The organism is Candidatus Omnitrophota bacterium, from assembly GCA_028715965.1.
Taxonomy (GTDB): domain Bacteria; phylum Omnitrophota; class Gorgyraeia; order Tantalellales; family Tantalellaceae; genus JAQUQS01.
Genome location: JAQUQS010000004.1, coordinates 74,641 through 90,938, shown reverse-complemented (window position 1 = coordinate 90,938; position 16,298 = coordinate 74,641). Strand labels below are relative to the sequence as shown.

The following is a 16,298-nucleotide window of genomic DNA, read 5'->3' as shown; positions in this document are numbered from 1 at the left end:
TTGAAATGATACCCGGCACCGTTCAGGCCGCCGCGGCCTTTTTCTCGAACGCCGATTTCGCCGGACGTTTGCCCATCTTTGTAGGATAATCACCGCTAAAACAAGCGGTACAGAAACCGTCCTTATCCCCCGCGACCGCTTCGAGCATGCCATCAAGGCTTATATATTTCAGGCTGTCCACTCCGATGGAGCGCCCTATCTCATCTATGGATGGAAGCTGGTTCGCGATAAGCTCCCTGGAACTGGGAAAATCTATGCCATAAAAACATGGGAACCTGATAGGCGGACAGCTTATCCTCATATGTATCTCTTTGACGCCGGCCTCCCTGATGGCACGTATCCTTCCGCCCGTGGTAGTACCCCTGACGATGGAATCCTCCACAACGATCACTCTTTTGCCCTTCAAGGCGTCCTTTATCGGGTTCAATTTTATTTTTACCCCGTGCTTCCTCATTTCCTGTGAAGGCTGAATGAACGTGCGTCCGATATAATGGTTCCTTATTATCCCGAACTCAAAGGGTATCCCGCTTCTCTCCGAATAACCCAGGGCTGCCTCATTCCCGGAATCCGGTATGGCCATAACGATATCCGCGTCCACAGGATGCTCTTCCGCCAGCTTGCGTCCCAGCCTCTTTCGCACATTATGCACACAATCACCGAAAATATGGCTGTCCGGCCTGGCGAAATATATGAACTCGAATATACAGGAAGATCGTTTCATGGCATCGAACGGCTTTATGGAGCTCATCCCGTCATGCGATATCGAGATCACCTCGCCCGGCTCCACTTCCCTTACGAATTTTGCGTCTATAAGGTCCAGAGAACATGTTTCACTGGCCATTACATAACTGCCGTTCTTTATGCCGAGACATAAAGGCCGGAACCCATGGGGGTCGCGCACCCCCACCATTTTATCCTTCGTGAGGAATAACATGGAGAACGCGCCGTCACACTTCTTAAGCGCGTCGGCGAGCCTTTCCTCAAAAGTATCTTTTTTCGACCTCACAAGAAGATGAAGGACTATCTCCGAGTCCATCGTGGTCTGGAAAATAGCGCCTTCTTTTTCAAGCGCGCGCCTCAGCTTGACCGCGTTGGTAAGGTTCCCATTATGCGCTATAGAAACACTGTGCCTGTTATGATTGATCATGAAAGGCTGCGCGTTACGCAGTATGCTTGACCCCGTGGTCGAATATCGCACATGTCCTATGGCGTTGGTCCCCCTTAACCCGTGCAGCGATTTTTCGCTGAAGACATCCGAGACCAGCCCCATACCGGCAAGCTGTTTCAGGTTCTTGCCGTCTGACACCGCTATCCCGCAGGACTCTTCTCCCCGGTGCTGCAAAGAATATAGCCCGAGATAAGTAAGATCCACCGCCAGCGGGTGTTTGTATATACCGAAAATACCGCAATATTCTTTCTTATCCATGTACATTCGCTCCATAATAGTCCTGAAGAGGCTTCACGGTCATCTCTGTCCTCAACATGGACTCAATGCCATTAACTGACGCTTGCGCGCCGGAAAGTGTCGTTATACACGGTATGCCCCGCATGACCGCGGCGCTCCTTATTGCCCTGCCATCCTTATGTGGGTTCTTGCCGTAAGAAGTGTTTATAAGAAGGGCTATCTCTCCGTTACGGATCAGGTCCATCACGTTAGGCGTTCCTTCATGTATCTTTTTTACCACTTCCACCTTGATGTTGTTGTTCTTCAGTATTTTAGCTGTCCCACCGGTGGCCACAATATGGAAACCCATATCAAAAAGTTTTTTCGCGGGGAACACGATATTGCGCTTGTCCGCGTCCTGGACAGAGATGAAGACCTTCCCCTTTGTCGGGAGTATCTGCCCCGCCCCGACCTGCGCCTTGACGAAAGCGGCGCCAAATGTCTCGGAGATACCCATCACCTCTCCGGTAGACATCATCTCCGGCCCCAGAAGTATATCTACCCCGGAAAAACGCGTAAAAGGGAGAACTGATTCCTTGACGCTGGTGTAATTCAACCCTTGCATCGGGTCAGGAACGTTCAGGTCCTTGAGAAAGGCCCCCGCCATTATCTTGGATGCGACCTTGGCCAGCGGTACTCCCGTGGCCTTAGAAACGAACGGCACGGTCCTTGACGCGCGCGGATTTACTTCCAGTATGAAGATATCGTTCCCCTGCACCGCGTACTGTATATTCATAAGTCCTTTTATTTCAAGAGCTTGCGCAAGCTGCCTTGTCTGGACCTTTATATCGTCAAGAACACTGTCCGTAATGGTATGCGGCGGCAGCACACACGCGGAATCACCCGAATGTATGCCGGCTTCCTCGATATGCTCCATTATCCCGGCTACTATCGTATCTTTACCGTCCGAAACCGCGTCAACGTCGACCTCTATGGCGTTCTGAAGGAACTTGTCCAGAAGTATGGGGTGTCCCGGGGAAACGTCGACCGCTTCCTCCATAAAATCCTTTAACGCGTCCTTGTCGTAGACTATTCTCATGGCCCGGCCGCCCAGCACATATGAAGGACGCACTACTACTGGATAACCGATCGTCTGCGCCTTGGCTAGCGCCTCCTCATATGAAGTGGCCGTGTCATTAGCTGGCTGTTTCAGCCCCAGCTTGTCCAAAAGCGCTTTGAACTGTTCCCTGTCCTCGGCAAGCGCTATGGAATCTACCGTAGTGCCTATTATCGGCATGCCGGCATCACCCAACCGTTCAGCCAGGTTAAGCGGCGTCTGCCCCCCGAATTGCACTATAACACCATCCGGCCTTTCCTTATCGACGATATTCATTACATCCTCGAATGTCAACGGCTCAAAATACAACTTGTCGGAAGTATCATAATCGGTGCTGACCGTCTCGGGATTGGAATTGACCATGATGGTCTCGAATCCCATTTCTTTCAGGGCGAACGACGCGTGGCAACAGCAGTAATCGAACTCTATGCCTTGTCCGATCCTGTTGGGTCCTCCGCCAAGGATCATGATCTTTTTCCTGTCGGACCGTTTTACCTCACACTCGTCCTCATATGTGGAATAGTAATAAGGGGTATATGCCTCGAACTCGGCCGCGCAGGTATCGACCAGCTTATACGTGGCCACAACTCCCGCCTTCTTCCTGAGTTCACGGAACTCTGTCTCCCGGCACCCCAGCATGTCAGACAACTGTTTATCACTGAAACCGCATTGTTTCATCATTTTGAGGATATCCGCCCCCTCAGGATGCTCTGAAAGGACTTTTGTCCCCTTCCCGCCGAACTCAGCCCTGAAGTTATTCTCCATGACGAATATCTGTTCGATGTTACGCAGGAACCAGCGATCTATAGAAGTGAATCCGAATATCTTTTCCACGGAATAACCCCTACGCAAGGCTTCTTTAATGTAATAAAGCCTCTCCGCATTGGGTTTGATAAGTTTTTTGTCGAGTTCTTCCCCGGTCAACATATCCGATCTCTTGTGGTATTCAAGCCCGGATTTCCCGGTTTCCAGACCCCTGAGACCTTTCTGAAGGGCTTCCTTGAAAGTCCGCCCGATAGCCATTGTCTCTCCTACGGATTTCATCTGTATGCCCAGCGTAGGATCGGCCGCCGCGAATTTTTCGAAGGTAAAACGTGGTATTTTCACGACACAATAATCTATGGTCGGCTCGAACGAAGCCGGGGTTTCCTTCGTAATATCGTTCGATATCTCATCGAGGGTATACCCTACGGCCAGTTTCGCGGCGAATTTAGCGATCGGAAAACCTGTGGCTTTACTGGCCAGCGCGGAACTGCGCGAGACTCTTGGGTTCATTTCTATGACCACCATTCGCCCTGTATCCGGGTTCACCGCGAACTGCACGTTAGACCCTCCTGTTTCCACGCCTATCTCACGCATTATGGCGATAGATGCATCCCTCATTTTCTGGTATTCTTTATCTGTCAGGGTCTGTTGCGGCGCCACGGTTATGCTGTCCCCCGTATGTACGCCCATGGGGTCAAGGTTCTCTATAGAGCATACGATAACGACATTGTCCTTCCTATCGCGCATTACCTCAAGCTCATATTCCTTCCATCCGGTTATGGATTCTTCTATCAGAACCTCGCTTATCATGCTGTTCCTGAGCCCACGCGCCGCTGTATCCTCGAATTCATCCCAGTCCGAGACTATGCCGCCACCGGTCCCCCCCAGAGTAAAACTGGGTCTTATGATAACAGGGAAACCTATCTCTTTCGCGATGTGCTTGGCCTCTTCCAAGGTATAGGCAAGCCCACTCCTGGGAAGATCCAGCCCGATACGCTGCATTGCCACCTTGAATTCTTCCCGGTCCTCGGCTTTCTTTATCGCCTTAGAATCGGCTCCGATCATTTTAACGCCGTACTTCTCCAATACCCCGCTCTCGTAGAGCTTCATAGCCGTATTAAGTCCCGTCTGCCCGCCAAGCGTAGGAAGGAGCGCGTCCGGCCTCTCCTTTTCTATGATCTTCTCCACCATCTCCGGGGTGATCGGCTCGACATATGTCCTGTCCGCCATTTCAGGGTCCGTCATGATAGTAGCGGGATTGGAATTCACGAGTATTACCTTATATCCCTCTTCCCTCAATGCTTTACAGGCCTGCGCGCCGGAATAATCGAATTCACAGGCCTGGCCGATTATGATCGGTCCGGACCCGATGATCAGTATACTTTTTATGTCTTCCCTTTTAGGCATTGATCGATTTCTCTTTCCTTATGTGGTCAACGAACCTGTCAAATAGATATGTGGAATCATTCGGGCCGGGACCGGCTTCAGGATGGCACTGTATGCTGAAAAAGTCCATTTCCTTCGACTCCATCCCTTCCACGGTATTGTCGTTCAGGTTGATATGGGTGATCTCCACCCCTTTATCCTTAACCGAATCAAAGTCTACGCAGAAACCATGGTTCTGCGCGGTTATATCCACTTTCCCGGTCCTAAGGTCCTTGACCGGATGATTCCCCCCCCTATGACCGAATTTGAGCTTATACGTCTTACCTCCCAAAGCCAACCCGAGCATCTGGTGCCCCAGACATATACCGAAGATAGGTTTTTTACCCAGGAGTTCCTTTACCGTCCCAAAGACATAAGGGGCTCCTTCCGGGTCCCCCGGCCCGTTAGAGAGAAAAATACCGTCCGGATCTGACGCCAATATGGTCTCAGCCGAAGTATCCGCCGGGAAACGCGTGACCGCGCAACCACGAGCCTCGAAATGCCTTAATATATTGTATTTGACCCCGCAGTCCAAAACAGCTATCTTGATATCTCCCTTGCCAGACCATACAATGGACCTGTCGCATGTTACTTCTTTTACAAGGTCCCGGCCGATCAAACCAGGGGAGTCTTTTACACGCTCGACCAGGCCTTCAATATCATCTGGGAATTCCGTCGATATAGCGCCTTTCATTGCCCCACGGATACGCAAATGCCTTGTTATGGCCCTGGTATCGACACCGGAAACACCTATGACTCCGTGTCTTTTAAGATAAACGTCAAGTGATCCTTCCGACCTGAAATTACTGGGGACTTCGCACAGCTCTTTGATAATGAGGCCTTCGACTTGCGGGCGATCCGACTCCGCATCCTCACGATTAACGCCATAGTTACCGATAAGAGGATACGTCATCGTAACGATCTGACCTTTATATGACGGGTCAGTGATTATTTCCTGGTATCCGGAAATACTGGTATTAAAGACCAACTCGCCAAAAACGGTCTTCCCGGCCGCTCCAAAAGCCCGGCCTCTGAACACAGTTCCATCTTCAAATGCTATTACACACTTCACAAGTACACCTTTTTTTTGATTGAGTTATACAGACGGCGTTGTCCGGTCTCCGGCACATCGTTGTGCGGACTTTTAAGAGTAAGAACAAGTCTTATTATAGCGGTTAATCAAAGTATTTCAACTTTTATTTTTACAACGCGGTCTAATCCCTCGGCTCAAGACCTTATTAATAACGTCGCTCAACTTGTCAGGTCCCTTTTGATTGTGTAAACTACCTTTTGAATCATATGTACACATCATTCATTAAAAAGGTGGTTTTCGTATTGTTAATGTCCACGCTCGTGTATCGGGCGTGTTTCTCCCAGCCTCTCCCCAGCGAAAGCACGATAGACATGGCCACACGCGAGGTGGACAGGCCATTCCGCGAGGAAGCCGAGGAAAAACTCACGACAACGCCTCCCCAGGCACCCGAAAAGATCGAGGAAGAGGAAAAAGCCATACCTCAAGGCCCTACTTTCCTGTTAAAAGAAGTGGTCCTCGAAGGTACCGAGACTTTTCCCCCCGACGAATTCACTCCGCTCTTCGCTGATTCCATCGGTAAGGATACCGACCTGGCGGAGCTCACGGAGATAACAAAGAACATCGAAAAAGAGTATCTGAAGAAAGGGGTCATAGCGGCCTGTTTCCTCCCTCCGCAGGACATCAAGAACGGCGTGGTCACTTTGCGGGTGGTCGAGGCTAAAATGGGAGAACTTAAGATACAAAGCCGAGACCCCAACCAGGTCGATCGCGTAAAATACTACTGGGACATCAAACCGGGACAGGTCCTGCGTTATGATAAAATGAGCCGGAGCCTGCAACTCATGAACAAAAATCCCGACCGGGACGTAAAAGCCACTCTTATCGCCGGGCAGGAAATAGGAACTACCGACGTGATGCTGGACACGACATCTTACTTCCCCATACATGGGTTTTTCTCATACGACAATGAAGGAGCTCCTTCCACCGGCGGGGACAGGTACGGTTTCGGAGTAAGACATAATAATGCCCTCTTCGTCGATGATACCTTTCTTTCCGGATACACGTTTGGCCAGTATTTCAGCGGCATGTATATGTATCACTCCGTACCCATAACAAATTTCGGGACGAACATAATTTACGGATATTCCGACTCACGTTCCGCGCCAAGAAAACAGTTCTCTGTCTATGGCATACGGTCAAGGTCACAGAGCGCCAGCTTCACGGTCAGCCAGGACCTGTACAAGAGATCGGAATATCTTGGGGACATTTCGCTGGGCATGGACTCCAACGACAAAGTGACCACCACCGAGGAAGGCACGCTTATACGCGATCGTTTCCGTACCGCCCGGCTCAAAAGCAACATCATAAGCCGCAACCCCGGCGCGATAACGTATATCTCACCCCAGCTATCCCAGGGGCTTAACGCGTTCGGGGCCAGACGCAAACATCCCCTTTCTTCCAGGAACGGGACCGCCGGGAACACTTTCACCAAGTTCAACCTTGACATAAAACACCGGCAACTATTTCCGGCCTCATTACAGGCGGCCCTGAACATCAAGACCCAGTTCTCCGGAGAAAAACTCGCGTCGCAGGAACAACTTTCCCTGGGTGGTATCGATTCGATACGCGGATATCCGGCCCAGGACTACATGGCCGACAACGGCTTTATAATGAATCTGGACCTACTCGTCCCCTGCCCGTTCATCCCGGAGTCATGGAAACTGCCATACGCCCAGGACAGCCTGCGTAACAACGTGAACCTCCTGTGTTTCATGGATTACGGTTACGGGGAAAAACGCGCGGCCAGAAAAGATGAGGAGAGACAACATGTCAACTATTCCAGCATCGGAGCTGGACTACGTATACGTCTGTACAATCAGGCGCTCTTACGCCTGGAATGGGGGTTCCCCATAGGACCGGACAAAGCCACCACTGAGTCCCCGAACCCGCGTTTCCATTTCGCCCTTACTTTCGAGGAGAACCTGCCCAAGGAATGGGAAAGGATAAAGAGTATGCGCTCCGAGACCCCTCGTGAAGGTCTTCCCGACATGCTTTCCGGGACCCCTTCGGCAAATGAACTACTGGACAACAATATCCTGACGATCCGCCGCAAAGAGACCGATCCCTTAACCGTACCAACGACCTAAACCACCATGTCCCGATCAGGGAGTTCGCGGCGCCCATATATGTCGGGGTCAGAAAGACCATGATACATAAAAAATGGCGACCCGTCCGAGGATACCATGCCAAAACCCGTGTTGACGAAATAGTCCTCCATGAATATGCCTGTCCCGGCAGGACCATTCGCCACACCCCTGGGGTCGAAAGAGTCATTTCCTTTCCCTTCAAGGATCATATTGTTCTTGTTCTGACCCACGTTATCCGTCTCGTCCGGTATATCGTTAACCGGAGGCGTGAACCAGAAAAGGTTCTTACCGTTATCCACCGACCCCGCTGGATCCACGAATACGCCTTTGTCATTGTATGAATCCCTCACTGTAACGTTCGTCACGCTTATCGCCCCTTTAGGGTTTATATGCCAATAACTTCCCGCTACCGAACCCATCAGGTTTATTCGGCTTGATACCGAACCTGATATGTCAAGCCTGCCGTTCACCGTCTGCGTCGTCCCCGAACCGAATACCAGCGTGGATCCAGGAGTTACGCAGGTGAGGTCATTGAACATAGTCGACCCGCTTATCCGCGATGTCCCCGTCATCGGATCGAAAACGACCGTGCCCGTACCCGCGTTGAACGTACCCGCGTTCGTCCAGTCACCGGAAACCGTTATCCTGTAAGAACCCGCGTCCATCCGGCCGCCCGAGTCTATCGTAAGAGAGTTTATCTCGACATCCGAAACTAAAGCCGCGTAATTACCCGCGGATACTATCTCCACGCTGTCACTTACGTTCGGCACGTATCCCAGGTCCCAGTTGGAAGCGTCATCCCAGCTGGTCGAGCTAACTCCCAGCCATGTAAGAAGCGATGACTCAAAACTCCAGCCGGTGTTGCCTCCTCTGTCCTTGGAATTCGTGGCCGTGATCTCGGTCCCGACATTCGCCGAATCCTTGACGTCCGCGAAATTGACGCTTGCCGCGCCCTGTATGTCCAGCCCCCACGCGCTGCCGGCGGACGAACTCCTGAGCGTCACCAGGTTGCCGACCCCCGAGGAACCCTGCGCGCTGAACTCGCCGGTAACCGTCTGGGTCTCGCCCGCTTCGAACGTTACGGTCTTACCCTCCGTCTCTATCGCAAGGTCACCGAAGGTGTTAGGGCCCGTCACCGCGGCGTCACTTGCGCCGTCAAGCGTTACACTCGAAGTGTCTCCATTGAACGTACCGTTATTCGTCCAGTCCCCTCCTACCGTCCATACCGAGGAATTGGCGTCCACATTGACCCCGCTGCTTATCACCACGGCTCCCACCGTATCAATTGTGCCGGTCGAACCATAAGTAGCTGCGCTTCCGGTATCCAGGTTCAGCGCCCCCGCGCTCGTTATGTCCCCAAGTGATGACGCGCCAACCGAACTAATGCTCACATCTCCCGTCGTATCAGTATGTATGACTCCGGATATATGCGTAAACGCGCCGCCCGCGGCAAGAGAAACATTCCCCGCGTTCGCCGTTATATTCCCCGCGAGCTCCAGGTCTCCTGACCCCGTACAAAGCGAAATATCGCCAGCACCGCCCGCGGCAATATCCGATACCGTCATCTTCTCTTCAGATGTGATATCGATCGAGCCGTCATAAGTGCTTGTTGAGCTTATCGTTATGCTCCCGAATTCATTTATATGTATGTCGCCCGGACCCGTGACCTCAGCGAAGAGAGAATCCGCGGAGATATCGACATCTTCTCCACCCAGGATGCCTATTCCCGTAGCCGCGCTAAGAGTAAGGCTTCCGGCCGTAATATTCGCGTCGGTCGTGCCGAGTCCATCGTATATCCCCCCGCCGGACGAGGTCACCGAAACGCTCCCGGACCCGGAGATCAACTCCGCAAGCGTTACGTCACCCGCGGACACAACGCTGATATCGCCACCCGCGTTGATCACAGTTCCCGTTCCTTGCGTGATAGATAAAGGAGCTTCAGGATCACCCACGTATACACTCCCAGCGCTGTTGATATTGCGCAAAGCGAGATCCCCGCCGCCGTTCATATATATGTCCCCGCTCGTTTCCGTAGATACCGTGCCGGAGGCATGGCTGATATTCCCCCCCGCGTACAGTGAAATATCCGAATTAACTCCGGTAATACTATTAGCTATCGTAACATTATTCACCGCGCTGACCGTGATACCACATATCGTGACAAGATCGCCATTGAAGGCAACATTCCCGGCCGAACTGATCTGGGCCGTGTTAGTACCCGTAACCGTGCTACTACCGTTAAGGTGAACATTCGCCGGGGAAGTCGTCCCGCCTATCGCGAGGTCTCCCTGGCAGTCAATGCCCCCCAGGGTCACATCACCCGAAGCGTCTATCGTTACAGCGGTTATCCCTGTAGCGGTCCCCGCTATATCAATATACCCGCCCGCGTTAAGGGTAAGCGTCTCAGACATACCACCGATCGAGCCCTCGGCATCTATATTGCCCGTGGCGTCAAGGGATAATCCGACACCGATATTGAGGGTGTTCGCCACCGTTATGTCGCTTCCGGCGTTACCGGTCAGGAAATACGAGTCTATCGCCCCTGACAGGTTATCGAAAACCAGATCACCGCCGGATGATATTGTAACGGTATTCCCCGAATATATGGAACCAGCGGATGTTATTGTCACAGAGGATGGCGATATGGATCCCCCTATAGATATCACGTCCCCTGAACTCAAAAGTGAATTTATGTTTATATCACCGGCCGCGTCGAGATACAGGTCATATTGCGTGTATATATTCGCGTTCACGTCGATATTCCCGTTACTTTCCGCGTAAAACGCGTAATATCCATTTATATCGCCGTTCACGGTAATTGATGATGGCGCACTAAGGGTGCCGGCTAACACATAACCATTCTGGAGAGTAAACCCGTTAAGCACCATATCGGTCGATTGGTCGATATAAAGCGCGTTCACCAGAAGCGAATGCCCGTTGCCCGAATACTGCCCAGCACCGTCCCCGTCATAGTCGGGACGCAGATAGATATCATACGATCCGTCACTGTATATGTCCGCGTTCTGGTCAATGTTCCCGTTGGATATAACGTCTATGCTATTATACGCGTGGATATCTTCGTTAAAGGTCACGGAATCCGGCGCCACATTGGACCCGATGGTCAGATTCCCAGCCGCCTCTATGGCCCCCAGGACAATATCACCCGCGCCATCGATCCATATCTCGCCCGCGGGCGCGTATATACTGCCACCGGTCTGGTTCATCCCGTCGGCGGTCATGGATATATTCCCGAAGCCTGTGGCGGATATGTCATCGGCAACGGTCATAACGCCGCCGCTTGTCAATATGATATCCCCCTCATATGAGGAGACACCGTTAATGTTCACATCATCTGTCTCGCTTATGTCGACATTCCCGACCCCGGACACGTCCGCCGTGATATTATTCACCGAAGTATCCACACTTATGCCTGTCGCGGCATCAAGGTCCACCGTGCTCCCGGTTATATTAACGCTCGCACCGTTCGTGTCCGTTATCGCACCCGCGGCTGCGAGAACTACCTTGCTCCCGGAAGCCGTGATCACGCCAGCCTGTATGTTCCCGCTCGTCGTTGTCAGCCACACTTCTCCCGTATCGCCAGCCACGACATCCGTCGCGGTCATTGTTCCCCCTGATGATATATCTATCTTGCCCGCGCTGGTATCAACATCACTTAATGTTATCGCGCTGTCCTCCCATATATAAATGTCACCCGTACCCGTTACGGACGCGTCAAGCGTCGCCACGTCAAGGTCAAGGTCCTCGCTTCCAGTTACACCTATACCCGTAGCCGCCGTGAGTGTAGCCGCTGCCGCCGTTATGTTCGCGCTTTCTCCCGTAAGCCCGTCGAGGATGGACCCCGCCGTTGACGTGATCGTCGTGTCGTAACTTCCGGAATTGACCTGCCGCAGTGTAATATCGCCTGACGCGCTGATCTCTATGCCTCTATCTCCCACCGCTGTTATTGATGTCCCTGATGTCTGGCTGACCGTGACCGGAGCGTTGGTCTCTCCGATGAAAACACCACCATCGGAATTTATCTCCCCGACAGTAAATGCCCCGGGCATAGCGGTAGAACTGATCTTCACATCCCCTTCTGATGTTGTCGTTATCGCCCCCGCTGTCTGCGTAAAAGTCGAAGCGATGATCTCGACATCATTTCCATCACTTGTGATATTCCCGCCATCCATTGCTAATGTATCCGCGGCTATTATCAGTCCTCCGGCGACGAGCGTCCCGTCATACATATACAGATCACCGGAGGCCAGCATAAGGCCGGTGAGAGTCCATTCACCTCCGCCGCTGAACTTTACGTCATTGAAAAAATAGGACCCGGAGGTTGTAAGGATGATATCGTTCCCTATATCGGATGAATCGAATACGACCCTTCCATTGCCGTTATAATAATCACCCGCACCCGATACTTCAAATCCGCCCCCTACCGTGAACGAAACATCGTCCAGGCCCGTCGGGGCGAAAAAGTCCCCCGCGCGGATCAAGACATCCCCATCGACATCAATGTCCACACCCGCGCCATTGGCGATAAGTACGCCTCCGTCGATAAGAAGGTCTCCGCCTACCACGAGATCGTTCGTGGTCATGCTCAATATGCCCGCAGTGATGCTGAGGTCACCGCCCGCAACTACCGTAGGCGTGGTGGAAGTATATGGGGAATATGTCCCGCTCGCGTTTATCGTAAGGTTATTGAATGAGCCCGCGTCCATCCGTATATCCTTCGTGCCGGAATACGTACCATCCAATATGGCCGTAGATCCCTGCCCATTGAACGTGCCGTCCACCCACCAGTCTCCTCCCGTAGATATGGTCGTATTATTTCCACCGTTAAATATAGCATTACTGGCGACATAAAGACCATAGGAAGAAGTGTAATAATTCAGGTCCACATTACACCCGTCCTGGAGCGCATATGTGGCGCCACCTGACTGCGCGTAAAGATATAACCGGCCGGCCGTTATATCGCCCAATAAACTTCCCGTGCCTGCCGCGCGTAGCGCGATCTGGGCGGTCCCTCCTGAAGTTATAGAAGCCGACCCCGATTGCATAAAGCCCCCTGAACCGTTGTTCTCCGCGTCCGCGTAAAGATACATAGTTGATGAGCTCGTGGTGGATATATTTGAATTTATAAGCAGGTCCTCATCCGCCCTTAGATCGATGATGCCGGTCCTGAGCGTGATCGCCTGGTCCACGGTCACCGAACCGTTCGTAGACCTCAACGTGACCCCTCCTGTCGTTTGTCCATAAACACGGCTTGTTACATCCGAATACGCGAAACTATCGGCTTGCTGGTATCTCAGCGTCCCTCCTGTCCCCATACTCGCGGACACCCCGCTATACCAGATAACGTTCCCGGAATTATCCGTGTCGTAATCGGCAACGACCGAAAATGTGGTCCCTGTGCTGACCCCATAATTAATGGAAATATCCCCATCCGCCTGTAGATTTAATGCCCCGCTGCATGATAGGCTGGCATCAACCGAGAGGTCGGAATCCCCGCCGGCCGTGAATGTGATATTGCTGGCGTCTATGTCGGAGATAAGATCCGATGTGATACTGAAATCACTGTTCTTACTGAAAGTAACGGAGCCCGCGCTTATCCCTGCCGATGAGAAATTGAAATTACCGTCTCCGTCTCCGTCATAATCGGCGATCAGGCCAACATTGCCGTATGATAACGCTATCCACTCATTCAAGTTGATATCATCAGCCGCTATAAGTTGCAGCGAATATAAGAACTCGGGATCATAATACTGGTCGAGTGTGATATTGCCTGCGGTCGAACGCAAAGTCAAAGAAGTTGCCGGAACATCGCCGGAAAACAGGCTTTCGATGTCAGATACGTTAAGATCGCCTGCAGTAGTTATGTTAGCCGTATCAAAATAACTTACTGGGGATATGCTGTTCCCGTTCGCGACCAAGCTGCCGTACCCATCGTTGTCATAATCGGCGTTTAGCTCAAGGTAATAATCGAAATGTAGCGGACCGCCCAAAGAAATACCGTCATTTGCGTACACGTACAAATCGCTTGTCGCATATATGCCGCCATTGAGGTTAACCTCACCTTCGCCATATATGTTGATCCCGTAAACATTGTAGGTGTCCATGTAATAATCAAGCGTGATATTGGTACCCTGATACAGGCTCATCTCATAAAAGTTACAAATGCTTCCTGAATTTTGTATAAACTGGCCGTTCCCGTCGTTATCATAATCGGGTTGCAGGTAAAGCCCGTATCCGGCCTCAGAATAGATCGTCCCATTCTGGACGATATCACCGTTGGAAGTAATGTCGAGTGTCCCATACACATGATTCTCGCCACCGATCGTAACGGAACTGGGCGTGATCCCGTTGTTACCGATATAAAAATATTCCACATTCGCGTTAAAATTACTTATGTCTATGTCCGTGCTCTGGTCAAGGTAGAGATCCATCCCATTGATGACATACGATAAACTTGTCTGGAACTGGCCGCTGCCATCGGAGTCATGATCTGGATACAGATATATGACCTCACCTGTCATGTCCCCACCTTGGTGTATATCACCATCGGAATAAAGCGTTACCTCATTACTCGCATACAATGAGCCAAGCATGCCTATATACGACACATCATGGTTGCCTGTGACTTGTCCGATATGTATGCTTCCCATATTGGAGACAACACCGCCCACCGATACGCTCCCGGAGCCGTCTATGGATATATCATAATCAGCGGTTATAGTTGAGCTGGAGCTTTGCGTGAACGTACCCGAACCGTCGTCATATGTGCCGCTGGCATCGGTGGAATCGGCATAGAAATAAAAGCTACCTTCCTCCAGCGTCATGTTAGCCTGCACATTTATGTTCCCCGTCGCCCAGAACGTCGTATCCCCTGATCCCGTCCAGTCGCTCGTTATGTTCACTTCCTCAGGGTCGAACACCATGCGGCTCGCCTTGTAGAACCCCCCGAGGTCAAGGTCATACGCCGCGCACACATTTATCTCCCCCTCAGGCGCTATTATGGAACCATGTGAGTACATCGACCCGTTAAGGGCGTGGAGATCGACAAGCCCACCTTCCATCGTCTCTATCGTTCCCTCAAGAGATATGTCCCTCTGGGCCTCCACGTATACGTCCTGCGCCGTCATCTCCGATGTCTCCTCGGCTCTTATCGACCCTTCCTCCGAGATCACTCCTATCATGCCCCCTACGGCTGATATCCCACCCCCGAGGGTTATATCACTCGAGGAGGTTATACTTATCTCGCCAGCAGTAGAACTCATCGTATCCGCCTGCACTATACCATCAAGATTTATAGCGTTCCTGAATATGTCCGTGAGCGACTCGGCGCTTATAGCCACTACCCCGCCGTCGGCTATGATCGAACCGGTATTCGTTATCTGGTCGGTTATCGGGTTCCCGTCCATATCATGTATCGTCGACGCCACCTTCTCGTCTATCGCGACACTTATAAGCCCGTCACTCGAAAGCGCGAGTGTCACCGCGTCTCCCGCGGCCAGGTGTATACGCCCCATAGGCGCCACGATCATACCCGAGTTCTCTATCGCTCCCGCTATAAGGACGCCGAACCCGCCTTCACGCACGTTTATCGTGCCCGCGTTCTTAAGGAGCGTATCCAGCGCTTCCTCCGAGATCTTCTGGAAGAAATACTTCCCGTTAACAAAATCAGAGTTAGTGATATCCCGCGTGGAAAGCACCAGACTGCCAACGTCGATATTCGCCGTCGACGCGAGATATATACCGCTAGTGTTCACGAGTATGAAAAGCCCGTTACATGAGATGGCCCCCGCTATGTTCGACGCGCCGGCGCCGATAACACGGTTAAGTATATCCGCGTCTATCCCCGGCAGGTTTATTATCACTGACTCCCCCTCGGCAAGGTCGAACGAGGAATAATTCAGGATAGTGCCGGCGTCGGCGTTTATCGTCATCGTCGCGCCTTCTATGTTAACATCCGCCGCGCCTTCCACCACCTCAACGTCCTGTGGGAGAGAATACGCCACCTGAGCGTTCAAAAAACTGAACACCACAAGTACGCTCACCGTTCTCTTCAGCAGTCCCGTCATCTTCATCTCTTTGCCCCTAAATAATCCTCCTACGCCTATCTACTCATATCCTATCTGGCTACGGGGGATAAAAAAACCCATGACTATAATAGCCATGGGTCAATGTATACCTTCTCTCTTTGGCAGCTGACTACCGTAACCCCTTGAGGTCTTAGGCTCTTATAGCTTTGCGCCCTTCCGCTTTCACGGAGGTTGCCTTTTTCAAAAAATCCATTTAAAAGAACCGGTTTTAGTATCAATTTAAGTATATCATACTATTAATACGATACAAACAAGAACCCATTATTTTGTGATTAAGTTGTGATTAACTTTTTAAGTGCTTATTTTATAACATATTATGAGG

5 protein-coding genes and 1 riboswitch are annotated in these 16,298 nt (G+C 51.6%); of the genes, 1 reads left to right on the top strand and 4 read right to left on the bottom strand.

Annotated features, from left to right (window positions below):
* Positions 1–22: 22 nt before the first annotated feature.
* The 3 genes from purF to carA are packed head-to-tail and all read right to left on the bottom strand — an operon-like array spanning position 23 to position 5,763.
* Positions 23–1,426, bottom strand: coding sequence for an amidophosphoribosyltransferase (purF, locus tag PHH49_03375; protein ID MDD5487989.1), 1,404 nt, complete (start codon positions 1,424–1,426; stop codon positions 23–25).
* Positions 1,419–4,673 carry a carbamoyl-phosphate synthase large subunit gene (gene carB / locus PHH49_03370; GenBank protein MDD5487988.1) on the bottom strand — a complete coding sequence of 1,085 codons (3,255 nt, stop codon included), beginning with the start codon at positions 4,671–4,673 and terminating at the stop codon, positions 1,419–1,421. The genes purF and carB overlap by 8 nt, the downstream gene beginning before the upstream one ends.
* Positions 4,666–5,763, bottom strand: coding sequence for a glutamine-hydrolyzing carbamoyl-phosphate synthase small subunit (gene carA / locus PHH49_03365; GenBank protein MDD5487987.1), 1,098 nt, complete (start codon positions 5,761–5,763; stop codon positions 4,666–4,668). Before carA ends, carB begins: the two co-directional genes overlap by 8 nt.
* Before the next feature lie 269 nt (positions 5,764–6,032).
* On the opposite strand from carA, the gene PHH49_03360 reads away from it, so the two are divergent.
* Positions 6,033–7,871 (top strand): ShlB/FhaC/HecB family hemolysin secretion/activation protein, encoded by a 1,839-nt coding sequence (locus PHH49_03360; GenBank protein MDD5487986.1) that lies wholly within the window; start codon positions 6,033–6,035, stop codon positions 7,869–7,871.
* On the opposite strand, the gene PHH49_03355 is transcribed toward PHH49_03360, so the two are convergent.
* A complete protein-coding gene (locus PHH49_03355) occupies positions 7,868–15,961 on the bottom strand; it encodes a filamentous hemagglutinin N-terminal domain-containing protein (GenBank protein MDD5487985.1) in 8,094 nt (2,697 codons plus the stop codon). The two genes, PHH49_03360 and PHH49_03355, sit on opposite strands and share 4 nt — an antisense overlap.
* Before the next feature lie 112 nt (positions 15,962–16,073).
* Positions 16,074–16,162: riboswitch (cyclic di-GMP riboswitch) on the bottom strand.
* Positions 16,163–16,298 lie beyond the last annotated feature (136 nt).

What these genes read in the sequence shown, in the direction of transcription:
- PHH49_03355 (MDD5487985.1), bottom strand. Translation starts at nt 15,961, where the DNA reads ATGAAGATGACGGGACTGCTGAAGAGAACGGTGAGCGTACTTGTGGTG.
- carB (MDD5487988.1), bottom strand. Translation starts at nt 4,673, where the DNA reads ATGCCTAAAAGGGAAGACATAAAAAGTATACTGATCATCGGGTCCGGA.
- PHH49_03360 (MDD5487986.1), top strand. Translation starts at nt 6,033, where the DNA reads ATGTCCACGCTCGTGTATCGGGCGTGTTTCTCCCAGCCTCTCCCCAGC.
- purF (MDD5487989.1), bottom strand. Translation starts at nt 1,426, where the DNA reads ATGGATAAGAAAGAATATTGCGGTATTTTCGGTATATACAAACACCCG.